A 24,222-nucleotide genomic window follows, 5' to 3' on the forward strand; every position below is an offset into this window, starting at 1 on the left:
TTAGAGATCTCACCACGTCGTTCACCGCAGCCCGAGGAGGCGTGTATGCCCACACCCGAGCGTGAAGTGGAGCCGCAGTCGCCGCCGGTGGAGCAGCCGTCGGCCTCCGCGGTGTCGATGAAGGACCTGCTGGCTTCCTGTGCCGCCGCGTCGGCGGTCTCCACGCCGCCCCGGCGCGGCGAACGGCCCGGCGCGGAGGAGGAGCCGGAGCAGCCGGCCGCTCGCCGCGACGCGGCGTAGTCCCGCCCTGCCCGGGAAGCCGTGACGGGCGTCAGGCGACGACGACGACCTTGACGCCGAGCGTCGCGAACGTCCACAGCGCGTTGCCGTCGGGGCGCTTCATCCGCACCCCGCCGGTTTTCAGCGTGGGGTCGGGGGCCTCCATCGAGCCGTCCTGTGCCGCGCTGAAGCCCACGGCCACGCCGTCGATGTTCTCGAACAGCACCACGTGTTCGATCGGGACCCCGTCGGAGCCCTTGATGGCACCGGTGCGGGAGGTCACCTGGTACACGCCCGGCTCCGGGCTGACGGCGCTCGGCATGACGGGGAAGGTCCGCAGGGCCTTCTCCTGGTCGTCCACGATCCACACCCGGCGGTCCGCCAGCGCGTACACCACGCGGGTTCCGGCGTCGGAGTCGTCCGGCACGGCCAGCGGGTCCTTGGTCGGCGTGGGCTTCGGTGAGGCCGCGGGCGGGCCGCCCTGGCCGGAGGGCCGGGCCGCGGGGGTGGCGGCGACCGAGTCGGGCGCGTTCGCCGATGCCTGGTAGGCGAGGAAACACACCGCGGCCACCGCCGCGGCAGTGAGCCCGGCCACGATTCCCGAGCTGCCCCTTGCCACCGTGAGCTCCCCTTCCGCATGCCGTCCGTCGCATGTCGTACAAGCATTTACGTCGTACATCCCGCTGTACCCGGGCGACGGTACCAGCAGCGGAGGCGGGTGCCGGGACGCCGTACAGGCTGCCGTGGGCCGGTCGGCGGAGCCGTAGGCTGTTCGTGTGCTGCTGCTCGCCTTGGATACCGCCACCCCCGCCGTCACCGTCGCCCTGCACGACGGGGACCGCGTCGTCGCCGAAACCGGCCGGATCGACGCCCGACGGCACGGGGAACTGCTGCTGCCCGCCGTCGACCGGGTCCTCGCCGAGGCGGGGCTGAGACTCGACGCCGTCACGGACGTGGCCGTCGGGGTCGGTCCCGGCCCGTACACCGGACTCCGCGTCGGACTGGTCACCGCGGCGACCTTCGGCTCCGCCCTCTCCGTACCCGTGCACGGGGTCTGCACGCTCGACGGCCTCGCCTACGCGGCCGGCGTCGAGGGCCCCTTCGCGGTCGCCACGGACGCCCGCCGCAAGGAGGTCTACTGGGCGCGCTACGAGGACACCCGGACCCGGACCGGCGGGCCCTGTGTCGACCGGCCCGCGGACATCGCCGGAGAGCTCGCGGGACTGCCCGTCGTGGGCGCCGGCGCCCTCCTCTACCCCGAGGCCTTCCCGGACGCCCGGGGCCCGGAGCACGTGCGGGCCGGGGCGCTCGCCTCCCTCGCGGCCGAGCGGCTCGCGGCCGGTGAGGAACTGCTGCCGCCCCAGCCCCTCTACCTGCGCAGGCCCGACGCCCAGGTCCCGAAGAACTACAAGGTGGTCACCCCCCAGTGACCACCGCGACTGCTGTGCTCCGCGAGATGCGCTGGTGGGACATCGATCCGGTGCTGGAGCTCGAACACGAGCTGTTCCCCGACGACGCCTGGTCGGCCGGCATGTTCTGGTCCGAGCTGGCCCGCGCCCGCGGGCCCCGGGCCACCCACCGTTACGTCGTCGCCCAGGATGCCGTGGACGGCCGGATCGTCGGCTACGCCGGGCTCGCCTCGGCCGGTGACCTCGCCGACGTGCAGACGATCGCCGTCAGCCGGACCCACTGGGGCGGCGGCCTCGGCTCCGAACTCCTGACCGACCTGCTCCGGCACGCCACCGCCTTCGAGTGCGCCGCGGTGCTCCTGGAGGTCCGGGTGGACAACACCCGCGCGCAGAAGCTCTACGAACGCTTCGGCTTCGAGCCCATCGGCTTCCGCCGGGGCTACTACCAGCCGGGCAACATCGACGCACTCGTCATGCGCCTGACCGTACAAGGAACAGAGACAGACTGATGGCTGACGAACCGCTCGTACTCGGTATCGAGACCTCCTGCGACGAGACCGGCGTCGGCATCGTGCGCGGTACGACCCTGCTCGCCGACGCCGTCGCGTCCAGCGTGGACACCCACGCCCGCTTCGGGGGCGTCGTCCCGGAGATCGCCTCCCGCGCCCATCTGGAGGCGATGGTCCCCACCATCGAGCGCGCGCTGAAGGAGGCCGGGATCAGCGCCCGCGACCTCGACGGCATCGCGGTCACGGCCGGTCCCGGACTCGCCGGGGCGCTGCTCGTGGGCGTCTCGGCGGCCAAGGCGTACGCGTACGCCCTGAACAAGCCGCTGTACGGGGTCAACCACCTCGCCTCGCACATCTGCGTGGACCAGCTGGAGCACGGCCCGCTGCCCGAGCCCACCATGGCCCTGCTGGTCAGCGGCGGGCACTCCTCGCTGCTGCTGGCCCCGGACATCACCGCCGACGTACGGCCGCTGGGCGCGACCATCGACGACGCGGCGGGCGAGGCGTTCGACAAGATCGCCCGGGTGCTGGACCTCGGCTTCCCCGGCGGCCCGGTCATCGACCGGCTGGCGAAGGAGGGCGACCCGGCGGCGATCGCCTTCCCGCGCGGCCTGACCGGACCCCGCGACGCCCCGTACGACTTCTCCTTCTCGGGCCTCAAGACGTCGGTGGCCCGCTGGATCGAGGCCAGGCGGGCGGCCGGCGAGGAGGTGCCGGTACGGGACGTGGCGGCGTCCTTCCAGGAGGCCGTGGTGGACGTGCTCACCCGCAAGGCCGTGCGGGCCTGCAAGGACGAGGGCGTCGACCACCTGATGATCGGCGGCGGTGTCGCCGCCAACTCGCGGCTGCGCGCCCTGGCAGAGGACCGGTGCGAGCGCGCCGGGATCCGGCTGCGGGTGCCCCGTCCGGGCCTGTGCACGGACAACGGCGCGATGGTCGCCGCACTGGGCGCCGAGATGGTGGCCCGCAACCGCCCGGCCTCCGACCTGGACCTCTCGGCGGACTCCTCGCTGCCGGTGACCGAGACCCACGTCCCGGGCGCGCACAGCCATGACCACGATCATGTGCACGAGGTCAGCAAGGAGAACCTCTACTCATGACCGTCGCCCTGATGTGGGAGGCCCGTGCCGCCGAGGGCCGCGGGCCGGAGCTGCTGGAGTGGGCGCGGGCCCGTACGGCGGAGCTGGCCCGGCCGCCGCTGCGCAGCGAGCTGCTGCGCGCCCCGCAGGACCGGGTGCTCGTCCTCACCTGGTGGGACGCGGAGTACGACGCCGGGCTGCCGGAGCTGCCCGAGCCGGACGCCGGTCTGGTGACCCGGGCGGTGCACCGCTGGCGCTTCGAGTCGCTGGGGCCCGCGGACGGCTGAGCGGGGCGGGCGGAGGGCGTGTTCCGACGAGTTCCGGGCCCCGGGACGGTCTACCTTGCACAGCGTCCATGACGCACCGCACCACGCGAGGGAGCACGACCATGCAGAAGATCAGGCCCTGTCTGTGGTTCGACGGCCAGGCGCGGGAGGCCGCCGAGTTCTACGTCTCGGTGTTCGGCGGCGACTCCGCGGTCCTGGACGTCACCTACAACGGCGAGGCCGCCCCCGGTGAGACCGGCGCCGTGCTCACCGTGGACTTCCGGCTCGCCGGCCAGGAGTACATGGCTCTCAACGGCGGCCCCGCGTTCACCTTCTCCGAGGCCGTCTCGCTCTCCGTCGACTGCGCCTCGCAGGAGGAGGTGGACCGGCTCTGGAGCGCCCTCACCGAAGGCGGCACGGAGAGCGACTGCGGCTGGCTGAAGGACCGGTACGGCTTCTCCTGGCAGATCGTCCCCAGGGTGCTGCCCGAGTTGCTGGGCGGCCCGGACAAGGCCAGGGCGGAGCGGGTCATGCGGGCCATGCTCACGATGCGCAAGCTGGACGTCGAGACCCTGCGCAACGCCTGAACCGGCGGCTCGCGCGGCCTCCGGACCGGTGGCGGGTGCGGCCTCCGGCCGACGGGCGCACCCTGGAGACAGGACTCCCAGGAGGTGACCGTCATGATGGAGACCACGGTCGGATGGCACATCGAGCTGGAATTCGAGGAGGACACCCACCGGACCCGCGCGGCCGCCCTGGTGCGGCTGGCGGACGGGACGGAGGTGCGGGCCCACGGATACGCCAGCCGCCACCCCACCGACGCCGAACAGCCGAGGGTGGGCGAGGAGATCGCCGGTGCCCGAGCGCTCAACGAGATGGCGATGAAGCTGCTCACCAAGGCGCACGACGAGATCGACGAGGCGTCCGGCAGGGCGTCCTATCCGCTGGCCTGACCTGACCTGACCTGACCTGACCTGACCTGACCTGACCGCCCGGCTCCGGCCGGGCGGTCAGCGTGTTTGGGGGCGCGCGTCTCCCGCCGACGCGCGCCCCCAGGCCGTCAGCGCCGCTTCAAGGGTCGGCCGATCAGCATGGTGGGTGCCCCGGCCACCCGGGTCAGGAACACGGTGGCCGAGTGGGGCCCCTGGAGCTTCATCTTCCGCCGCAGCTCCTCCGGTTCGACCGCGGAGCCGCGCTTCTTGACGGTCAGTACACCGATCCGCCGCTCCCTGAGCAGGGCCTTCAGCCGCTTCATGTGGAAGGGCAGCTGGTCGGTGATCTCGTACCCGGTCGCGTACGGCGAGGGGTGCGGCTCGTCGCTCGTGACGTACGCGATCGTCTCGTCGATCAGTCTGCCCCCGCACCGGGCCACGACGGCGGCGACCAGGTGCGCCCGGATGACGGCGCCGTCCGGTTCGTAGAGGTACCGGCCGACCGGCCCCACGGGCGGGGCGGGCAGCGGGGCGGTGGCGGTGAGGGCCGCGCCGGAGGGCAGCAGGGTGGCGCGGAAGGTGCCCGGCTCGGTGCCCCGGCCGAACCAGAGCACGGCCTCCTTCACGTCGCCGCCGTCCGAGATCCACTCGGCCTCGGCGTGCGGACCGATCGCCTCGTGCGGGATGCCCGGGGCGATCTTCAGCGCGGCGCGCGGGGCCCTCAGCGCGGCCTCGGTCGCCCAGGACAGCGGCGGTGAGTACGCCTCCGGGTCGAAGATCCGTCCGCGTCCGCCGCGCCGGGCCGGGTCGACGAACACCGCGTCGTAGGCGGAGGTGTCGATCTCCGTGACGTCCGCGCACCGCACCTCGATCCGGTCCTGGAGGCCGAGCGCCTCCGCGTTGGCGCGGGCGACGAGCGCGGTGAGCGGGTCGCGGTCCACGGCCAGCACCGAGATGCCCCGGCGGGCCAGCGCGATGGCGTCGCCGCCGATCCCGCAGCACAGGTCGGCCACGCTCCGTACGTCACCGAGCCGGGCGAACCGCTCGGCGCGGTGGGCGGCGACCGAGGTGCGGGTGGCCTGTTCGACCCCGTCGGGGGTGAAGAACATCCGGTACGCGTCCTCCGCCCCGAACTTCGCCACCGCGCGCTGCCGCAGCCGGGCCTGGCCGAGCGCCGCCGACACCAGCGAGGCGGGGTGGTCGCGGCGCAGCCGGGTCGCGGTGGCCAGCTCGCGGGCGGGGTCGTGGTCGCGCAGTTCGTCCAGGAGCGCCGTGCCTCGGGGGGTGCGCAGGGCGGCGAAGACGGCGAGCGGGCCGGCCGGACCGGTCTCCGCGGACGGATGGCCGTCGGCACCGGTCTCCGTCGGCGGACGGGTGTTGTCGGGCGGGGGAAGGGCGTTCACCGGTCCATTGTGAGCCAGTCGGTGGGACCGGCCGGAGCCGGTGGAGTGTCGGGGCGGGTGGCCCGGGACCGGCTGGCAGGATGCGGCGCCATGCAGACAGTACGACAAAACGAAAAGTTCTCCACGAAACGTCACAGACCGGTCTGCGCGCTCGCGGCCGCCCTGGTGGTCGCCGCCGTCGCCTCCGGCTGCGCCGACGGAGGGAGTGACGGACCCCGTTGGGTCCCGTCCGCCTCGCCCGACGCGGGCCGGCCGGGGGCGGCGGCCGGCCAGGCGGGGCCCGCCCCCGAAGCGGACACCCGGGCCGAGGAGGCGAAGCGGCAGCAGGCGGCCCGGGTGGCCGCCGCGAAGAAGTGGAGGCTGGCGAAGGTCCCGCTGGCCGCCCCGGCGCCGCCTGCGAAGAAACCATTCATCCCCACCCGCGAGGGGTTCGAGATCGACGGCGCCGAGGGCGAGGACCTCCCCCCGGTCTTCACGACCGTGCCGACCACGGAGCGGATCGTCTTCCTGACGATGGACGACGGTTCGGAGAAGGACCCCGAACTGCTGCGGATGATGACGGAGCTGAACATCCCGTACAGCGCCTTCCTCAGCGACTACGAGGTGAACGACGACTACGGCTACTTCGAGGAGATGCAGAAGCGCGGCGTCACCCTCAACAACCACACGCTCAACCACCCCTATCTCCCCGGGCTCTCGAAGGCGGAGCAGCGCGAGGAGATCTGCGGCGAGCAGGACAAGATCGAGAAGCGCTTCGGCAAGCGGCCCGCCCTGCTCAGGCCCCCGTACGGCAACTACAACGGTGACACCCTGCGGATCGCCAAGTCCTGCGGAATCAAGGCCGTGCCCCTGTGGGCCGCCGAGGCGTTCCCCGACCACATGGAGTGGCGGGAGTGGGACCAGGACCTGCACCCGGGCGACATCATCCTCACCCACTTCCGCGGCCAGTCGGACTGGGACGCGTCCATGACCGACCTGGTCCGCAACGTCATGAAGACGGTCACCGACAAGGGATACGCCGTGGCCAGGCTGGAGGACTACGTCTGACACGCCGTCCGCCCCGCGGGCGGAACCCTTCCCCCTCAGGACCCCGTCGTACGGAACGCCGCGGCGGGGTTCCGCGTTGTCCCGGGTGCGTGCTGGGGGCCCGCTCGCGCCACGCGGGGGTGGTGAATTGGCACTCCGCTTGACCGAGTGCTAATCGTCGCCATAGTCTCGTGCCTGGCACTCCCCACTGGAGAGTGCCAGCACCACCCGTGCGACAGGACAGGTCCGGCACCCGCGACGACGGATCGGCCAGTCGCCACCCACAGACTGTTAAACCCCGTGAGATCTCCGAAGGGGGAGACCGGATCGTGTCGACCACCAGCTCCAAGGTTGCGATCAAGCCGCTTGAGGACCGCATTGTGGTCCAGCCGCTCGACGCCGAGCAGACCACGGCTTCCGGCCTGGTCATTCCGGACACCGCCAAGGAGAAGCCCCAGGAGGGCGTCGTCCTGGCCGTGGGACCGGGCCGCTTCGAGAACGGCGAGCGCCTTCCGCTCGACGTCAAGACCGGCGATGTCGTGCTGTACAGCAAGTACGGCGGCACCGAGGTGAAGTACAACGGCGAGGAGTACCTCGTCCTCTCGGCCCGCGACGTTCTCGCGATCGTCGAGAAGTAGTTCACCCACGTTTGCTTCTGTTCTGCGCCCCTGGCCCCCTGCGAGATGACTAGCCGGGTGGCGAGGGGCGCAGTTCGTTTGAGAGGACAGCTCAGCCCATGGCGAAGATCCTGAAGTTCGACGAGGACGCCCGTCGCGCCCTTGAGCGCGGCGTCAACAAGCTCGCCGACACGGTGAAGGTGACGATCGGTCCGAAGGGCCGCAACGTCGTCATCGACAAGAAGTTCGGCGCTCCCACCATCACCAACGACGGTGTCACCATCGCGCGCGAGGTCGAGCTCGACGACCCGTACGAGAACCTCGGTGCCCAGCTGGTGAAGGAGGTGGCGACCAAGACCAACGACGTCGCCGGTGACGGCACCACCACCGCCACCGTCCTGGCCCAGGCGCTCGTGCGCGAGGGCCTGCGCAACGTCGCCGCGGGCGCCTCCCCGGCCGCCCTGAAGAAGGGCATCGACGCCGCCGTGAAGGCCGTGTCCGAGGACCTCCTCGCGACCGCCCGCCCGATCGACGACAAGGCCGACATCGCCGCCGTGGCCGCGCTCTCCGCGCAGGACCCGCAGGTCGGCGAGCTCATCGCGGACGCGATGGACAAGGTCGGCAAGGACGGTGTCATCACCGTCGAGGAGTCCAACACCTTCGGTCTGGACCTTGAGTTCACCGAGGGCATGGCCTTCGACAAGGGCTACCTCTCGCCGTACATGGTGACCGACCAGGAGCGTATGGAGGCCGTCCTCGACGACCCGTACATCCTGATCCACCAGGGCAAGATCGGCTCGATCCAGGAGCTGCTCCCGCTGCTGGAGAAGGTCATCCAGGCGGGTGGCTCCAAGCCGCTGCTGATCATCGCCGAGGACGTCGAGGGCGAGGCGCTCTCCACCCTCGTCGTCAACAAGATCCGTGGCACCTTCAACGCCGTCGCGGTGAAGGCCCCCGGCTTCGGTGACCGCCGCAAGGCCATGCTCGGCGACATCGCCACCCTCACCGGTGCGACCGTCATCGCCGAGGAGGTCGGCCTCAAGCTCGACCAGGCCGGTCTGGACGTGCTGGGCAGCGCCCGCCGCGTCACCGTCTCCAAGGACGACACCACCATCGTCGACGGCGGCGGCAACTCCGCCGACGTCCAGGGCCGGGTCAACCAGATCAAGGCCGAGATCGAGTCCACCGACTCGGACTGGGACCGCGAGAAGCTCCAGGAGCGCCTCGCGAAGCTGGCCGGCGGCGTCTGCGTGATCCGTGTCGGTGCCGCCACCGAGGTGGAGCTCAAGGAGAAGAAGCACCGTCTGGAGGACGCCATCTCCGCGACCCGCGCCGCGGTCGAGGAGGGCATCGTCTCCGGTGGTGGCTCCGCGCTCGTCCACGCCGTCAAGGTCCTGGAGAGCAACCTCGGCAAGACCGGCGACGAGGCCACCGGTGTCGCGGTCGTGCGCCGCGCCGCCGTCGAGCCGCTGCGCTGGATCGCCGAGAACGCCGGCCTCGAGGGCTACGTCATCACCTCGAAGGTCTCCGAGCTCGACAAGGGCCAGGGCTTCAACGCCGCGACCGGCGAGTACGGCGACCTGGTGAAGGCCGGCGTCATCGACCCGGTCAAGGTCACCCGCTCCGCCCTGGAGAACGCCGCCTCCATCGCGTCGCTGCTGCTCACGACCGAGACCCTGGTCGTCGAGAAGCCGGCCGAGGAAGAGGCCGAGGCGGGCCACGGCCACGGCCACTCCCACTAGGACGCGTTTCGAAAGTCCCGCCTGGCCCGCGACGCCCGGCACGCACGCTCGCCGCGTTGTCGGAGTCGCCCCAGTACGTCCAGTACGAGGGCGATCCTCCGCCTTGCGATCGCACGCACCGGACGCCGCGGGCCCCGCCCTCCGGGCGGACGGCGCTCCTTTCGAAACACGCCCTGGTACGGCTCCGTACACAGCCGAGGCCCGGTGCCCCCGTCGCGGGGGCACCGGGCCTCGGCCGTACCGCTCGACGGCACAGGCGGCGGCTACCGCGGACCGTAGGAGCGGCCCGCGCGGGAGGTGACCCCGCCCAGCAGAGCGCGGGGCGTCACCTTGACCAGGCCCATCAGCGCCTTGTACCGGGGATCGGGGACCGACACCGACGTCCCGCGGGCCAGGTCCGACAGCGCCGCCTCGACGACCTTGTCGGCGTCCAGCCACATCCAGCCCGGGATGTTCCCGGTGCCCATCCCCGCCCGGTCGTGGAACTCGGTCCGTACGAAGCCGGGGCACAGCGCCATCAGCCGCACCCCCGTGCCCGCCAGGTCCTTCGCCACGCCCTGGGTGAACTGCACGACCCACGCCTTCGAGGCGCCGTACGTGCCCCGGGGCAGGAAGGCCGCCACCGAGGCCACGTTGACCACCCCGCCGCGACCGCGCTCCCGCATCCCGGTCACCGCGGCCGAGGTCAGCCGCAGCACCGCCTCGCAGTGCACCTTCAGCATCGTCAGCTCGTCGGCCACGGGGACGTCGAGATACCGCCCCTTGTTGCCGAAACCGGCGTTGTTGACCAGCAGGTCGATCGGGCTGACCCGGTCGCCCAGCCGTGTCTCGACCGCCTCGATCCCGGCGTCCGTGGCGAGGTCCGCCGTCAGCACCTCCGCCTCGATGCCGTGCCGGTCGTGCAGCTCCGTGGCCTGTGCCCGCAGCCGTTCGGTGTCACGTGCCACCAGGACCAGGTTGTGCCCGTCGGCCGCGAGCCGCCGTGCGAAGGCGGCGCCGATGCCCGCCGTCGCGCCCGTAATCAGTGCACTCGTCATACGCGGCACGTTAGTGCCCCGGGGAAACGGGCGGCAGGCCAGCCCGCAGCGTGGTCAGGACGGCTGCGCCGCCACGTACTCCCGGGCCGTCCGCAGCGACTCCCGGTGCAACGCGTCCCCGGCCGCCAGCAGAGCCGGAAGCAGCTGCCGCTCGGTCGTCACGGCCCTGAACTGGAGCGCGGCCGTGACCGAGTGGTCCGGCCGGTGGACGATCTCGATGGGGTCCCCCGCCCGGATCGACCCCGGCCGGACCACCCGCAGATAGGCGCCGGTCACCCCCCGTTGCGTGAACCGCTTCACCCAGCCCCGCTCGCCCGTATGACCCGCGAACGTACGGCAGGGGATACGGCCGGACGTCACCTCCAGCACCAGCTCGCCGCCGATCAGCCAGCGCTCCCCGATCAGCGCCTCGCTGACCGTGAGGCCCGAGGTCGTCAGGTTCTCGCCGAAGCAGCCGTTGGGCAGCGGCCGGCCCAGCTCCTTCTCCCAGGCGTCGAGCTCCTCGCGCGCGAAGGCGTACACCGCCTGGTCGGAGCCGCCGTGATGGCGCAGGTCGCACACCGAGTCACCGGTCAGACCGCTGCCGCCGACACCCTTCGGACCGGGGTCGCTCACCTGGACGGGCCCCTCGACCGGACGCTTGTCGATGCCGGTGAACCCGCCGGCGCCGTTGGTGTGTGCGGAGGGCCGAGGACGCCCCAGATTCACGGTGAGCAGCTTCATGTGCTCACCCTAGCCATCCGGACATCAAAGAATCACCCGATTAATCCCCCTATGCTGCAAGCATCGCTTATGGTTGAAGGGTGATCGAAGCCCGTCATCTCCGAGTCCTGCGCGCCGTGTCCACGACCGGCTCGTTCTCCGCCGCCGCGCGCGAACTGGGCTGCACCCAGCCCGCCGTCAGCCAGCAGATGAAGGCCCTGGAGTCCTCGGCGGGTACCCCGCTGCTCATCCGCGCGGGCCGCGAGATGCGGCTCACCCAGGCGGGACAGGCGCTGGTGCGCCACGCGTCCGGCATCCTCGCGGGGCTGACCGCCGCAGAGGAGGAGGTCGCGGCCATCGCCGGGCTGCGGGCCGGCCGGGTCCGGCTGGTGTCGTTCCCCAGCGGCAGCTCGACCCTGGTCCCCGGGGCGCTGGCCGCCCTGCGCGCCGCGCATCCCGGCACCCGGGTCTCGCTGGTCGAGGCGGAGCCGCCGCGCTCGGTGGAGATGCTCCGCGACGGCGACTGCGACATCGCGCTGGCCTTCCGGTACGGGGAGGCCTGCGGCGAGTGGGACGACCTCGTGGTCCGTCCGCTGCTCGCGGACCGGCTGATCGGGCTGGTCCCCGAAGGGCACCGGCTGGCCGACGCGGGGACGGTGGGCATCGGGGAGCTGGCCGGGGAACCGTGGATCGCCGGCTGCCCGCGCTGCCGCCGTCAGCTGGTGGAGGTCTGTGAGACGTCCGGGTTCACCCCCCGGATCGACTTCGCCACCGACGACTACCCGGCGGTGATCGGCCTGGTCGGGGCCGGTCTCGGCGTGGCCGTGCTGCCGGAGCTGGCCATCGAGTCGGTACGCGCCAAGGGGACCCGCACCGTGACGGTGGAGCCCGCGGTGGAGCGGGAGATCGTCGCGCTCACCCTCCCGGACCTCGCGCAGGTCCCCGCGGTGGCGGCCACCCTGGACGAGCTGGCCCGAGCGGCCACGCGCTGACCCGGGGCGGGGCCGGGTTCCAGTGGGTCCGGGGCCGGGTCTTGTGGGTCCGGGGCCGGGGCGCCCGTCCGGCCCGGCGCCGAGGGTCCGGGACCGAGGGTGCCTGCCCGGAGGCCGGGGCGTGTCCGGGACCGGTTCCCGGACAGAAACGTTTCTGCGTTCGATGGCGCCGTGAGGTGTCTCAGGTGGTACCCGGGTTCTGCGGGGCGGCGCCGGAGTGCGTGGTGATCAGACGGTTGCGGGCGCGGCCCATGAGTTCCTCGCGCTCGTCCTCCGTCAGCCCGCCCCAGACGCCGTAGGGCTCGCGGACCGCCAGCGCGTGCGCCGCGCACTCGGCGCGTACCGGGCAGCGCATGCAGACCTCCTTCGCCGAGGTCTCACGGGCGCTCCGGGCCGCCCCGCGTTCGCCTTCGGGGTGGAAGAACAGCGAGCTGTCGACCCCGCGGCAGGCGGCCAGCAGCTGCCAGTCCCACAGATCTGCGTTGGGTCCGGGAAGGCGGGAGAAATCTGCCATTGCGTGTCCCCTCGAAACCTTGCTGAGTCGGTTCGGCTTCCTCGACCGTCGGTGGCCATGTCAGGTGATCGTGGTGGCCGGAGTTCCGACCGTACATCCATGGTGTTAGTAGATGTAAATATGACTTCTTGGGAATCTAGCTACAGACGCCAGGAAAAGTGAAGAAAACCCGCTAAATGGGGCATGTGTGAGGGTGAGCGGATCGATCCGCGGGTGAAGAACACCGCGTCGTTCTCCTCCGTGCGCACCCCCTCACGGAGAGTGCCGAACCAGGCGCTTCGACCCGTAACTCTTTCGAGTGACCGTCGTTGAGAAGGGGGAGGCGGTTGACGGAGAACGAGCTCGGGCAGATGTCCGAGGGGGTCGACCGCACAGGTGACGACTTGTATCAGCCTGGAGGCTCAAGGTGACGCGCATCAGCTGCGGAGGACGGCCATGACATCCGTCCTCGTCTGCGACGACTCCCCGCTTGCCCGAGAAGCGCTTCGCCGGGCGGTCGCGACCGTGCCCGGCGTCGAGCGTGTGACGACGGCGGCCAACGGCGAGGAAGTCCTCCGCCGCTGGGGAGCCGATCGTTCGGATCTGATTCTGATGGACGTACGCATGCCCGGCCTGGGGGGTGTGGAGACGGTCCGGCGGCTGCTCTCGGCCGACCCCGGCGCCCGGATCATCATGCTGACCGTCGCCGAGGACCTGGACGGGGTCGCGCTCGCGGTCGCCGCCGGTGCCCGCGGCTATCTGCACAAGGACGCCTCACGCGCCGAGTTGCGGGCCACCGTGACCCAGGCGCTGGCCGATCCGACGTGGCGGCTGGCCCCGCGCCGGCTGCGGTCCGCCGAGATGGGGGCAGCGCCGACGCTCACCGCGCGGGAGATCCAGGTGCTCGAAGGGATGAGCCACGGCCGTTCCAACGCGGAGATCGGACGTGAGCTCTTCCTCTCGGAGGACACGGTGAAGACGCACGCCAGGCGCCTGTTCAAGAAGCTGGGGGCCTCGGACCGCGCGCACGCCGTGGCGCTCGGCTTCCGCTGGGGCCTGGTCCGCTGACCACCGCGGCGGCCCGGCTGCCGTACGGTCCCGTCCGCATCCGGCGGACGGGATTCCGATGGCGCCGGCCCCGCCGCCGTACCGACCCCGCCAGTGGTATGTGACGCTTCCCGGCCGATGCCGCATCCTTGAGGTGTGGAGTTCCTCGGGAACGATTCGGTCGAGCGGAAGGGGAGGGCGCAGGACATGACATCCGGCGCACCCGCTCATAACGCTTCGGTGCACAACTCGGGACGCGATGCCACGGATCAGACGGCCTCAAGGCACCATGGTCCGATGCGTGACGACGGGACGACGGTGATCGGTGCTCTGGTGCACCGTGCCGTCGACGGTGACGCGCAGGCCACCCATGATCTGCTGGCTCACGTCCACCCCCTCGCCCTGCGGTACTGCCGGACCCGGCTGAGCCGGCTGCCCGGTGACGCCCGTCACTTCGTGGAGGACCTGGCGCAGGAGGTCTGCGTCGCGGTGCTGATGGCGCTGCCGCGCTACAAGGACACCGGAAGGCCCTTCGAGGCCTTCGTCTTCGCCATCGCCGGCCACAAGGTCGCCGACCTCCAGCGCGCCGCGATGCGCCATCCCGGATCGACGGCCGTGCCCTCCGACGAGATGCCCGAGCGGCCCGACGACTCGCTCGGCCCGGAGGAGCGCGCGCTGCTCAGCAGCGACGCGGCCTGGGCGAAGAAGCTCCTCGCCAACCTCCCGGAGAACCAGCGGGAGTTGCTGGTCCTGCGGGTCGCGGTCGGGCTGACCGCCGAGGAGACCGGACAGATGCTGGGGATGTCGCCGGGCGCGGTCCGGGTCGCCCAGCACCGCGCGTTGAGCAGACTGCGGGCCCTCGCGGGGCAGTAGGGCGACCCCGCGGTCCGCGAGCCGGACCGGTGGGAGCTTCGTCACCCTGCCCGCGCGAGGACCCCGGCCCGGCCTGCCCGGGGCATGGTGGGATCGCACGGAAGTTCCAGGTGATCTTGATCGTGGAATGAGACGGCCCGCGAGCCCGTTAGCATGGACATCCGCACCGATCAAGGCCATTTGGGGAAGGTGTCATGACTGCAAACGTCGACGGAGTGCCCGAGAAATTCGCGAGGCTCGGGCTGACGTACGACGACGTGCTGCTGCTGCCGGGCGCGTCGGAGGTCCTGCCCAACGCGGTCGACACCTCGTCCCTCATCTCGCGCAACGTGCGGGTGAACATCCCCCTGCTGTCGGCCGCCATGGACAAGGTGACCGAGGCCCGGATGGCGATCGCCATGGCCCGTCAGGGCGGCGTCGGCGTCCTGCACCGCAACCTCTCGGTCGAGGACCAGGTGAACCAGGTCGACCTGGTGAAGCGGTCCGAGTCGGGGATGGTCACCGACCCGATCACCGTGCACCCCGACGCCACGCTCGGCGAGGCGGACGCGCTCTGTGCGAAGTTCCGCATCAGCGGGGTGCCGGTCACCGACTCCGCGGGGAAGCTCCTCGGCATCGTGACCAACCGTGACATGGCCTTCGAGTCGGACCGGGGGCGCCAGGTGCGCGAGGTCATGACGCCGATGCCGCTCGTCACCGGGCGGGTCGGGATCTCCGGCGTGGACGCCATGGAGCTGCTGCGCCGTCACAAGATCGAGAAGCTGCCGCTGGTCGACGAGGCCGGCATCCTCAAGGGCCTCATCACGGTCAAGGACTTCAAGAAGGCCGAGCAGTACCCGAACGCCGCCAAGGACGCCGAAGGCCGTCTGCTGGTCGGCGCGGCCGTCGGCGCCAGCCCCGAGGCGCTGGACCGTGCCCAGGCACTCGCCTCCGCCGGGGTGGACTTCCTGATCGTGGACACCTCGCACGGACACAACAGCAACGCCCTCGACTGGATGGCGAAGATCAAGTCGAGCGTCGGCGTCGACGTCATCGGCGGCAACGTCGCCACCCGCGACGGTGCGCAGGCGCTGATCGACGCCGGTGTCGACGGCGTGAAGGTCGGCGTCGGCCCCGGTTCGATCTGCACCACCCGTGTGGTCGCCGGTATCGGCGTCCCGCAGGTCACCGCGATCTACGAGGCCGCGCTCGCCGCGCGTGCCGCGGGTGTCCCCGTGATCGGCGACGGAGGCCTTCAGTACTCCGGCGACATCGGCAAGGCGCTGGCCGCCGGCGCGGACAGCGTGATGCTGGGCAGCCTGCTCGCGGGCTGCGAGGAGTCGCCGGGCGAGCTGCTCTTCATCAACGGCAAGCAGTTCAAGTCGTACCGGGGCATGGGCTCGCTGGGCGCCATGCAGTCCCGTGGCCAGGGGCGGTCGTACTCCAAGGACCGCTACTTCCAGGCCGAGGTGTCCTCGGACGACAAGCTTGTCCCCGAGGGCATCGAGGGGCAGGTGCCCTACCGCGGCCCGCTGGCCAACGTCCTGCACCAGCTGGTCGGCGGCCTCCGCCAGACCATGGGGTACGTCGGTGCCGCCTCCGTCGACGAGATGGAGAGCAAGGGCCGCTTCGTGCGGATCACCTCGGCGGGGCTCAAGGAGAGCCACCCGCACGACATCCAGATGACGGTCGAGGCGCCGAACTACAGCAGGAAGTAACGCGTCAGCACAGGTGAGGGGCGGGCCGGGGTTCCCGGGACCGCCCCTCACGCGTGCGTCGGGGATACTGGACAGCGCAGACGTAGAGGGAAAGGCCACACCATCGTGACTGAGATCGAGATCGGGCGCGGCAAGCGCGGCCGCAGGGCGTACGCGTTCGACGACATCGCCGTCGTACCGAGCCGGCGTACCCGTGACCCGAAGGAGGTCTCGATCGCCTGGCAGATCGACGCCTACCGTTTCGAGCTGCCGTTCCTGGCGGCCCCCATGGACTCGGTGGTCTCGCCGCAGACCGCGATCCGCATAGGGGAGCTGGGCGGCCTCGGCGTCCTCAACCTCGAAGGGCTGTGGACGCGGCACGCCGACCCGCAGCCGCTGCTCGACGAGATCGCCGAGATGCCGGTCGAGAGCGCGACCGCCCGGCTCCAGGAGATCTACTCCGCGCCCATCCAGGAGGAGCTGATCGGGCAGCGCATCAAGGAGGTGCGCGACTCCGGTGTCGTCACCGCCGCCGCGCTCTCGCCGCAGCGCACCGCGCAGTTCTCCAAGGCCGTCGTGGACGCGGGCGTGGACATCTTCGTCATCCGCGGTACGACGGTCTCCGCCGAGCACGTCTCGGGCGCGGCCGAGCCGCTCAACCTGAAGCAGTTCATCTACGAGCTGGACGTCCCGGTGATCGTCGGCGGCTGCGCCACGTACACCGCGGCCCTGCACCTGATGCGTACGGGCGCCGCCGGTGTCCTGGTCGGCTTCGGCGGCGGCGCGGCGCACACCACGCGCAACGTCTTCGGCATCCAGGTCCCCATGGCGACCGCGGTCGCCGATGTGGCCGGGGCCCGCCGCGACTACATGGACGAGTCCGGCGGCCGGTATGTGCACGTCATCGCGGACGGTGGCGTCGGCTGGTCGGGAGACCTCCCGAAGGCCGTCGCCTGCGGTGCGGACGCCGTGATGATGGGCTCCCCGCTGGCCCGCGCGACGGACGCGCCGGGCCGTGGCCGGCACTGGGGGATGGAGGCCGTGCACGAGGACGTGCCGCGGGGCAAGCTGGTCGACCTCGGCTCGGTGGGCACCACGGAGGAGGTCCTGACCGGGCCGTCGCACAACCCCGACGGGTCGATGAACATCTTCGGCGCCCTGCGCCGCGCGATGGCCACCACCGGGTACAGCGACCTCAAGGAGTTCCAGCGCGTCGAGGTGACGGTGGCGGACTCGCAGCACCGCCGCTGACCCGCTCCTCCTCATACGCCGGGGCCCGGACCACGCATCGCGGTCCGGGCCCCGGCGTGTGTACGGGCGCGGCTCAGCCGACGGCCTTCCTGGCGCCACCGAAGGCGGCGACCGGGCCCAGGAGCAGGAAGAGGTACGTCATGAAGTCGGCCTCCTCCTTCCAGACGTCCAGCAGGGCGCCGAAGCGGTCGAAGAAGATCTCGGAGAAGCTGACGTGCAGGGCGTCGGCGACGATCATCGACATGCCGATGAGCTGGCCGAAGAAGACGGCCACCAGGGAGAAGACGACTCCCGCGCCGATGACGGCCGGGTTGGAGCCGCCGACCTTGCTGCCGACGAAGCCGACCAGGAAGCCGACGCCGACGGCCGCGTACCCGATCTCGCGCTCGATGGACCCGGCGATCACCCCGTAGAGGATCGCGGCGACGATCGCGGCGCCGAGAGCGGCCGCCACACCGAGGCCGATGTTGGTGCGGGCCGGGGGCGCGGGCTGGAACGGGGCGCCGCCGAACTGGCCGGGCTGCGCGCCCGGCTGCTGCGCGAACGGGTTGCCGGTCGGCGCGGCGGGCTGCGGCGGGTACGGGGCCCCGGGCTGCGGCGGGTTCGGGCCGCCCGGCTGCTGCGCGTACGGGTTGCCGTCGGTGGGCTGCCCGCCGCCGTAGGGCTGCTGGGGCGGGTTCGGCGGCTGCACGGGCTGGCTCATGGTGGTGTTCCCCCTGTGACGGATGCGCACTGCTGTGCGACGAGTGACGCCGCAGGCTAGCAGGCCGGACCGACACCGGGCGGCGGGAATCCCGTGGGGCGCCTGGGTCCTAGAGCCGGTGCGCGGCGCCGGCCGGGGTCGCTCCCCTTGTGTCCAGGAGGAGTTGGGCCTTCACGGCCAGTCCCTGGAGGTCGTAGGTGCGGTGGTGCTGGAGGAGGACCGTCAGGTCCGCGCCGGCCGCCGCCTCGTAGAGCGAGTCGGCGCGCGGGACGGGCAGGTCGCGCACCCGCCAGTCCAGGACGAGGGGGTCGTGGTAGCCGATCTGGGCGCCCATGTCCATGAGGCGGTTCGCGATCTCGCGGGCGGGGGAGGCCTCCTGGTCGGCGAGGTCCGGCTTGTAGGTGACGCCGAGCAGCAGCACCCGGGCGCCCCGGACGGACTTGCCGTGCTCGTTGAGCAGGGTCGCGCAGCGCTGGATCACATAGCCCGGCATCCGGTCGTTGATCTCCTTGGCCAGCGAGACCATGCGCAGCGGGTGGCCGGGGGTGTGTCCGCTGTACGGGAAGTAGCCGGGGTCCAGCGGGACGCCGTGGCCTCCGACCCCCGGCCCGGGGCGGAAGGGCTGGAAGCCGAACGGCTTCGTCTCGGCGCACCTGATGACGTCCCAGAGGTCCACCCCGAGGTCGTGGCAGAGCACCGCCATCTCGTTGACCAGGGCGATGTTGACGTGCCGGAAGTTGGTTTCGAGGACCTTCGTCATCTCGGCCTCGCGCGGCCCCCTGGCCCGGACGACCTTGTCCGTGAGCCGTCCGTAGAAGGCGGCGGCGGACTCGGTGCAGGCGGGGGTCAGGCCGCCGATGACCTTGGGCGTGCGGGCGAGGGTGCGGGCGCGGTTGCCGGGGTCGAGGCGGCCGGGCGAGTGGGCGAGGTGGAAGTCGCGTCCGGCGCGCAGGCCCGAGCCCTCCTCCAGGAGCGGGCGTACGACGTTCTCGGTGGTGCCGGGCGGGACGGCCGACTCCACCAGGACGGTGGTGTGCGGGCGCAGCCGGGCGGCCAGGGCGCGGGTCGCGTCGGTGACGGCGCCGAGGTCCAGGGTGCGGTCCGGGCCGAGCGGGGTGGGGGCGCAGATCGCGGCGGTGCGGACCCGGCCGAGTTCGGCGGGGTCCGCGGTGGGCCGGAAGCCCCCCGAGAGCATCCGGCGGATCTCGGAGGCGCTGAGGGATCCCTCGACCGGAGTACGGCCGGCGGACAACTCGGCGTGCGGCCGGGGGTCGGTGTCGTACCCGACCGTCTGGATCCCGGCGGCGACGGCCGCCTGGGCAAGGGGCAGGCCGAGGTGGCCGAGTCCGATGACAGCGAGGTCTGCGGGCATGGTGGAGGGCCGTCCTTCCCTAGCGCCTGATCCAGACGAAAGGCCTTTAAGACCAAAAGGCAGAAAGCGCAACTGCTGTGGACAGTGCAATGTCAGACTAGGCGTATATATGACCTATATGTCGCATTCATCGGGTCTCGTCGACCGGGTGTTGTCCACAGGCGGTGGCTGAAGTCGCGGAGCGCGGACAGAATCGAGGGGTGGGTGTGGTCGTCCGGCCGTGGAGCCGGTCCCGCCCCCACGCCGCAAGCACCCAGATGACCGGAGTACCGGGAGTACCGGGAGGCAGCAGTGAGGACAGCGACACTGGGACCCGCGGAGCGCGCCGAGGCGCTGGCCGCGATGGCCGAGCGCGAACTGGACGTGCTGGTCGTGGGGGCGGGCGTGGTCGGCGCCGGGACCGCGCTGGACGCCGCCACCAGAGGGCTCTCGACCGGCCTCGTGGAGGCGCGGGACTGGGCGTCGGGGACGTCCAGCAGATCGAGCAAGCTGATCCACGGGGGGCTGCGCTATCTGGAGATGCTGGACTTCACGCTCGTGCGGGAGGCACTGAAGGAGCGCGGGCTGCTCCTGGAGCGGCTGGCCCCGCACCTGGTGAAGCCCGTGCCGTTCCTCTACCCCTTGCGGCACAAGGGGTGGGAGCGGCTGTACGCGGGCTCGGGCGTCGCGCTGTACGACGCGATGTCGGTGTCCTCGGGCCACGGCCGCGGACTGCCCATGCACCGGCACCTCTCGCGCCGCCACGCGCTGCGCGTGGCACCGGCGCTGCGCAAGGACGCCCTGGTAGGCGCCCTCCAGTACTACGACGCCCAGATGGACGACGCCCGCTATGTGGCGACCCTGGTGCGCACCGCCGCCGGGTACGGCGCGCACGTGGCGAACCGGGCCCGGGTGACCGCGTTCCTCCGGGAGGGCGAGCGGGTCGTCGGCGTCCGGGTGCAGGACGTCGAGGGCGGCGGCGAGTACGAGGTCCGGGCCAAGCAGGTGGTCAACGCGACCGGGGTGTGGACGGACGACACCCAGGCACTCATCGGTGAGCGCGGGCAGTTCCACGTCCGGGCCTCCAAGGGCATCCACCTCGTCGTGCCGAAGGACCGCATCCACTCCACGACCGGGCTGATCCTGCGCACGGAGAAGTCCGTCCTCTTCGTGATCCCGTGGGGACGGCACTGGATCATCGGCACCACCGACACCGACTGGGACCTGGACAAGGCACATCCGGCCGCCTCCAGCGCCGACATCGACTACCTGCTCGAACACGTGAACTCGGTGCTCAACGTCCCCCTGGGCCGGGACGACGTCGAGGGCGTCTACGCGGGGCTGCGTCCGCTGCTGGCCGGTGAGTCGGACGCGACGAGCAAGCTCTCACGGGAGCACACGGTGGCCCACCCGGTGCCCGGACTCGTCGTCGTGGCGGGCGGCAAGTACACGACGTACCGGGTGATGGCGAAGGACGCGGTGGACGAGGCGGTGCACGGGCTGGACCAGCGGGTCGCCCGGTGCGTCACGGAGGAGGTCCCCCTGCTCGGCGCCGAGGGGTACCGCGCCCTGTGGAACGCCCGTGCGCGGATCGCCGCCCGCGCGGGGCTGCACGTCGTCCGGGTGGAGCACCTGCTCAACCGGTACGGCTCGATGGCCGAGGAACTCCTGGGCCTGATCGAGGGTGACGCGCGGCTCGGTGAACCGCTGGCCGGGGCGGAGGACTACCTGCGGGCGGAGATCGTCTACGCCGCCTCGCACGAGGGCGCCCGCCACCTCGACGACGTCCTGACCCGCCGCACCCGGATCTCCATCGAGACCTTCGACCGGGGCACCCGCTGCGCCCGTGAGTGCGCGGACCTGATGGCGCCGGTGCTGGGCTGGGACACCAGCCAGGTGGAACGGGAGGTGGAGCACTACCGCAAGCGGGTCGAGGCGGAGCGGGAGTCGCAGCGGCAGCCCGACGACCTGACGGCGGACGCGGCACGGCTGGGGGCGCCGGACATCGCACCCCTGTAGGGCCGCGCCCCGGCGGGGGCCAGCTCCGCTTCGGGTTCCGACTTCCGGGTTCCGGGTTCGGGTTCGGTTTCCGGTCCGGGTCCGGGTCCGGGGCCCGGACTGGTCCGGGTTCCGGCCGGGTTCCGGTCCCGGTCCCGGTCCCGGTCTCGGTCCGGTTCCGGGTTCCGGGGCGTCAGGGGCCGTGGTCGCCCGGTCTCCAGGCGTCCCTGATCGCGTATCAGGCCTGGCGGCCGCCTTCCGGCGGTGTCCGTCGGCTTCAACTCGCCCTTCCCCGCGAAGGGGAGGGCCGTAGTGGCGGCGAGCGCCCTGGTGAGGCGGCCCGCCCGGCAGCCGTCGGCGGGTGAGATGCCGGTGCCGGCCGCCCGGTCGGTCTCGTAAGGTGCGGAGTCACGGGTCACCGGCCGGAAGCACGGCCGCGGGAGCCTGCCCCTCGACGGCGAGCCGGTGGAGGTAGGACGATGCGGGGGTGCGGTGCGGTCCGCCGGACGGCCCGCGGCCGTCGGCGCGAGCGGAGCCGGCTCCGGCGGGGCGGCGGGCAGAGCCCGGGGTACCGGCAGGGCCGGGGCTCCCCTGGCCGGCCGCGTCGTGGCCGACCCCGGACCCGGGACCATGACCGGTCCCGGGGTGAGGGACAATAAACGCTCTGCCAGGGCGGGTTGATAGCAGAGGGGACGCATGTCGGAGGCGGAGCAGGCACGGGAGCCCCAAGGGGACAAGGAAGGGCGTCTTCTCGCGGGGCGGTACCGGCTCGGGGAGGTGCTCGGCCGGGGCGGCATGGGCACGGTCTGGCGTGCTGCCGACGAGACGTTGGGCCGTACGGTCGCGGTCAAGGAACTGCGGTTCCCCTCGGCCATCGACGAGGACGAGAAGCGCCGGCTGATCACGCGCACCCTGCGCGAGGCGAAGGCGATCGCGAGGATCCGCAACACCAGTGCCGTGACGGTGTACGACGTCGTCGACGAGGACGACCGGCCGTGGATCGTCATGGAGTTGATCGAGGGCAAGTCGCTGGCGGAGGCGATCCGCGAGGACGGGACGCTGACGCCGAGGCGCGCGGCGGAGGTCGGACTGGCCATCCTCGACGTGCTGCGCTCGGCGCACCGCGAGGGCATCCTGCACCGTGACGTCAAGCCGTCCAACGTGCTGATCTCCGAGGACGGCCGGGTCGTCCTCACGGACTTCGGCATCGCCCAGGTCGAGGGCGACCCCTCCGTGACCTCGACGGGCATGCTGGTCGGCGCCCCCTCGTACATCTCGCCGGAGCGCGCCCGTGGCCACAAGCCGGGACCGCCGGCCGACCTGTGGTCCCTCGGCGGCCTGCTGTACGCGAGCGTCGAGGGCTGCCCGCCGTACGACAAGGGCTCGGCCATCGCCACACTGACGGCCGTGATGACGGAACCGGTGGACCCGCCGAAGAACGCCGGTCCACTGACGGAGGTCATCTACGGGCTGCTGACCCGGGACCCCGAGCAGCGGTTGGACGACGCCGGGGCGCGGGTGCTGCTCAACGCGGTGATCAACGCGCCGGAGACGCCCGACGCGCCCCCGGCCGACGCCACGCAGATCATGGCGCTGCCCCCGACCGGTCCGAAGAGCGGGGACAAGGGACCGAAGGGCCCGGGACGCAAGAAGGCGGCGGGCGCGGCCGCCGCGGGGGCCGCGGCGGCGGGGTTCGCGAGCGGCCCGGCGGCCGGTGCGGGCACCGGGGCGATGTCCGGCCCGGCCTCGGGCGGTGTCGCCGGTTCCCGGCCCGGCACGGGTTCGGGCGGGGCTGCCACCGGTCAGGTCCCCGGGTACGGCCCGGCCACGGTCTCCGGACCCGGGGCCCGTGGCCGGTCCGGCAGCGGTCCGGTTCCCGGTGCGGGTACGGGTACGGGTTCCGGTTCGGGTTCGGGTTCCGGTTCCGGGACGGGGGAGAGCACCCGGGAGCGGCTGCGCGGCGCGCTCCGGTCCGCCAGGAACGCCAAGTCCCCGGCCGCCACCGCCTCGGTCTCCGGTCCGGGCGCGTCACCGGGCCGCGCGGGCGGAGCTCCCGCCTCCACCCGCGCCTCGATCACGGACGTCGTGCCGCGCCGCACCCTGGCGATCATCGCGGGCGTCGTCGTGCTCGCGGTGCTGGGTACGGTCCTCGCGCTCACCCTCGGCGGCGACGACGAGGACAAAGGGGCGGGCGGCTCGGCCAAGGGCGACACCACCGCGTCGGCCGGGGCGACGGCCACCGGTGGTGACTCCGGCAAGGGCGACGGGGCGGGCACCGGAGGCGACACGGACAAGGGCGGTGCCAAGGAGGGCCAGGAGGACGGCCAGGGGCAGCAGACCGGCGAGGCGACCGACGACGCGTCACCGTCCGCCCCACAGGACGACCCCCCGGCCGCGGATGCCGTGCCGGACGGGTACAAGAAGGTCTCCGACAGCCAGTTCCACTTCACCATGGCGATGCCCGAGGGCTTCGAGCGCAACGGCACGGCGGGCTCCAACTCCGGCGGCATCTACAACATCGACGGCGGCTTCCCCCGGGTCCAGGTCGACTACAACTCCTCGCCCGGCAACGACGCCGCGGCGGCGTGGCGAGGCCTGCGGGGAGCCGTCGCCGGGAGCAGCAGCGGGTACAAGCATCTCGGCATCCACAAGACCGAGTTCAACGACTATCCGACCGTCGCCGACTGGGAGTTCGTCCGTACCCAGAAGGGCCTGCGGATCCGGGTGCTCAACCGGGGCTTCAAGGTGGACGCCACACACGGCTACTCCATCATGATCAGCTGCGTGGAGAGCGAGTGGGACGGCGCGGAGTGCACCAAGCTGCGCGAGACGGCCTTCGCCACGTTCAAGCCGGCCGACTGACGGGAAGATGATGACGGCCGGTCACGACCGTCGGC

Annotated in this window: 24 protein-coding genes; 17 read left to right on the plus strand and 7 right to left on the minus strand. The window is 72.0% G+C overall.

Annotation, left to right across the window (positions count from 1 at the left end):
- Window positions 1–45 precede the first annotated feature (45 nt).
- Entirely contained in the window at window positions 46–240 is a 195-nt protein-coding gene (locus B9S64_RS20185; RefSeq protein ID WP_103492104.1) for a hypothetical protein, read from the plus strand.
- A gap of 31 nt (window positions 241–271) precedes the next feature.
- Here B9S64_RS20185 and B9S64_RS20190 read toward each other — a convergent pair whose 3' ends face one another.
- The gene (locus B9S64_RS20190) at window positions 272–814 is read right to left on the minus strand and encodes a hypothetical protein (RefSeq protein ID WP_258037917.1); all 543 of its coding nucleotides are present in this window, start codon (window positions 812–814) and stop codon (window positions 272–274) included.
- A 181-nt stretch (window positions 815–995) separates the two neighbouring features.
- Between B9S64_RS20190 and tsaB the strand changes: the two genes are divergently transcribed.
- The 6 genes from tsaB to B9S64_RS20220 all read left to right on the plus strand — a co-directional run bounded on the left by tsaB (window position 996) and on the right by B9S64_RS20220 (window position 4,435).
- Window positions 996–1,649: a tRNA (adenosine(37)-N6)-threonylcarbamoyltransferase complex dimerization subunit type 1 TsaB gene (gene tsaB, locus B9S64_RS20195; protein WP_258037914.1), complete on the plus strand. Its 654-nt coding sequence runs from the start codon at window positions 996–998 to the stop codon at window positions 1,647–1,649.
- The gene (rimI, locus tag B9S64_RS20200; RefSeq protein ID WP_103492102.1) at window positions 1,646–2,137 is read left to right on the plus strand and encodes a ribosomal protein S18-alanine N-acetyltransferase; all 492 of its coding nucleotides are present in this window, start codon (window positions 1,646–1,648) and stop codon (window positions 2,135–2,137) included. Before tsaB ends, rimI begins: the two co-directional genes overlap by 4 nt.
- Window positions 2,137–3,237, plus strand: a complete 1,101-nt coding sequence (gene tsaD, locus B9S64_RS20205; RefSeq protein WP_103492101.1) for a tRNA (adenosine(37)-N6)-threonylcarbamoyltransferase complex transferase subunit TsaD — start codon at window positions 2,137–2,139, stop codon at window positions 3,235–3,237. The genes rimI and tsaD overlap by 1 nt, the downstream gene beginning before the upstream one ends.
- Complete coding sequence (locus B9S64_RS20210) at window positions 3,234–3,503, plus strand: hypothetical protein (protein ID WP_103492100.1); 270 nt, start codon at window positions 3,234–3,236, stop codon at window positions 3,501–3,503. Before tsaD ends, B9S64_RS20210 begins: the two co-directional genes overlap by 4 nt.
- 101 nt (window positions 3,504–3,604) lie before the next feature.
- Complete coding sequence (locus tag B9S64_RS20215; protein ID WP_103492099.1) at window positions 3,605–4,069, plus strand: VOC family protein; 465 nt, start codon at window positions 3,605–3,607, stop codon at window positions 4,067–4,069.
- A 93-nt stretch (window positions 4,070–4,162) separates the two neighbouring features.
- Window positions 4,163–4,435: a DUF1876 domain-containing protein gene (locus B9S64_RS20220; RefSeq protein ID WP_103492098.1), complete on the plus strand. Its 273-nt coding sequence runs from the start codon at window positions 4,163–4,165 to the stop codon at window positions 4,433–4,435.
- Window positions 4,436–4,542: 107 nt separating this feature from the next.
- Here the strand turns inward: B9S64_RS20220 and B9S64_RS20225 are convergent, their stop codons facing one another.
- Window positions 4,543–5,817, minus strand: coding sequence for a class I SAM-dependent methyltransferase (locus B9S64_RS20225; RefSeq protein ID WP_103492097.1), 1,275 nt, complete (start codon window positions 5,815–5,817; stop codon window positions 4,543–4,545).
- A 90-nt stretch (window positions 5,818–5,907) separates the two neighbouring features.
- Here B9S64_RS20225 and B9S64_RS20230 point away from each other — a divergent pair, with 90 nt between their 5' ends.
- The 3 genes from B9S64_RS20230 to groL all read left to right on the plus strand — a co-directional run bounded on the left by B9S64_RS20230 (window position 5,908) and on the right by groL (window position 9,202).
- Entirely contained in the window at window positions 5,908–6,864 is a 957-nt protein-coding gene (locus B9S64_RS20230) for a polysaccharide deacetylase family protein (RefSeq protein ID WP_103492096.1), read from the plus strand.
- A gap of 308 nt (window positions 6,865–7,172) precedes the next feature.
- Window positions 7,173–7,481, plus strand: coding sequence for a co-chaperone GroES (gene groES, locus B9S64_RS20235; RefSeq protein ID WP_003966899.1), 309 nt, complete (start codon window positions 7,173–7,175; stop codon window positions 7,479–7,481).
- A 98-nt stretch (window positions 7,482–7,579) separates the two neighbouring features.
- A complete protein-coding gene (gene groL / locus B9S64_RS20240; RefSeq protein WP_103492095.1) occupies window positions 7,580–9,202 on the plus strand; it encodes a chaperonin GroEL in 1,623 nt (540 codons plus the stop codon).
- 263 nt (window positions 9,203–9,465) lie between these two features.
- Here the strand turns inward: groL and B9S64_RS20250 are convergent, their stop codons facing one another.
- Window positions 9,466–10,239 (minus strand): SDR family oxidoreductase, encoded by a 774-nt coding sequence (locus B9S64_RS20250; protein ID WP_103492094.1) that lies wholly within the window; start codon window positions 10,237–10,239, stop codon window positions 9,466–9,468.
- Between the two features lie 54 nt (window positions 10,240–10,293).
- Window positions 10,294–10,962, minus strand: coding sequence for an MOSC domain-containing protein (locus B9S64_RS20255; protein WP_103492093.1), 669 nt, complete (start codon window positions 10,960–10,962; stop codon window positions 10,294–10,296).
- Between the two features lie 80 nt (window positions 10,963–11,042).
- On the opposite strand from B9S64_RS20255, the gene B9S64_RS20260 reads away from it, so the two are divergent.
- Window positions 11,043–11,933, plus strand: coding sequence for a LysR family transcriptional regulator (locus B9S64_RS20260; protein ID WP_103492092.1), 891 nt, complete (start codon window positions 11,043–11,045; stop codon window positions 11,931–11,933).
- 181 nt (window positions 11,934–12,114) lie between these two features.
- On the opposite strand, the gene B9S64_RS20265 is transcribed toward B9S64_RS20260, so the two are convergent.
- Window positions 12,115–12,447, minus strand: a complete 333-nt coding sequence (locus B9S64_RS20265) for a WhiB family transcriptional regulator (RefSeq protein ID WP_103492091.1) — start codon at window positions 12,445–12,447, stop codon at window positions 12,115–12,117.
- Between the two features lie 435 nt (window positions 12,448–12,882).
- Between B9S64_RS20265 and B9S64_RS20270 the strand changes: the two genes are divergently transcribed.
- From B9S64_RS20270 to B9S64_RS20285, 4 genes are all read left to right on the plus strand, one after another.
- Window positions 12,883–13,494, plus strand: a complete 612-nt coding sequence (locus tag B9S64_RS20270; RefSeq protein ID WP_003948568.1) for a response regulator transcription factor — start codon at window positions 12,883–12,885, stop codon at window positions 13,492–13,494.
- A 276-nt stretch (window positions 13,495–13,770) separates the two neighbouring features.
- Window positions 13,771–14,346: a sigma-70 family RNA polymerase sigma factor gene (locus B9S64_RS20275; RefSeq protein WP_028439203.1), complete on the plus strand. Its 576-nt coding sequence runs from the start codon at window positions 13,771–13,773 to the stop codon at window positions 14,344–14,346.
- Window positions 14,347–14,540: 194 nt separating this feature from the next.
- The gene (guaB, locus tag B9S64_RS20280) at window positions 14,541–16,043 is read left to right on the plus strand and encodes an IMP dehydrogenase (protein WP_103492090.1); all 1,503 of its coding nucleotides are present in this window, start codon (window positions 14,541–14,543) and stop codon (window positions 16,041–16,043) included.
- Window positions 16,044–16,148: 105 nt separating this feature from the next.
- Window positions 16,149–17,273, plus strand: coding sequence for a GuaB3 family IMP dehydrogenase-related protein (locus B9S64_RS20285; protein WP_103492089.1), 1,125 nt, complete (start codon window positions 16,149–16,151; stop codon window positions 17,271–17,273).
- A 73-nt stretch (window positions 17,274–17,346) separates the two neighbouring features.
- On the opposite strand, the gene B9S64_RS20290 is transcribed toward B9S64_RS20285, so the two are convergent.
- Together B9S64_RS20290 and B9S64_RS20295 are read right to left on the minus strand one after the other, a co-directional pair.
- Entirely contained in the window at window positions 17,347–17,976 is a 630-nt protein-coding gene (locus B9S64_RS20290) for a hypothetical protein (protein ID WP_103492088.1), read from the minus strand.
- 109 nt (window positions 17,977–18,085) lie between these two features.
- The gene (locus tag B9S64_RS20295; protein ID WP_103492087.1) at window positions 18,086–19,348 is read right to left on the minus strand and encodes a nucleotide sugar dehydrogenase; all 1,263 of its coding nucleotides are present in this window, start codon (window positions 19,346–19,348) and stop codon (window positions 18,086–18,088) included.
- Between the two features lie 291 nt (window positions 19,349–19,639).
- Between B9S64_RS20295 and B9S64_RS20300 the strand changes: the two genes are divergently transcribed.
- Both B9S64_RS20300 and B9S64_RS20305 read left to right on the plus strand, forming a co-directional pair.
- Entirely contained in the window at window positions 19,640–21,346 is a 1,707-nt protein-coding gene (locus B9S64_RS20300) for a glycerol-3-phosphate dehydrogenase/oxidase (protein ID WP_103492086.1), read from the plus strand.
- A gap of 675 nt (window positions 21,347–22,021) precedes the next feature.
- A complete protein-coding gene (locus tag B9S64_RS20305) occupies window positions 22,022–24,187 on the plus strand; it encodes a serine/threonine-protein kinase (RefSeq protein WP_103505171.1) in 2,166 nt (721 codons plus the stop codon).
- The last annotated feature ends 35 nt before the right edge of the window (window positions 24,188–24,222 follow it).

The organism is Streptomyces sp. SM18 (assembly GCF_002910775.2).
GTDB lineage: Bacteria > Actinomycetota > Actinomycetes > Streptomycetales > Streptomycetaceae > Streptomyces > Streptomyces halstedii.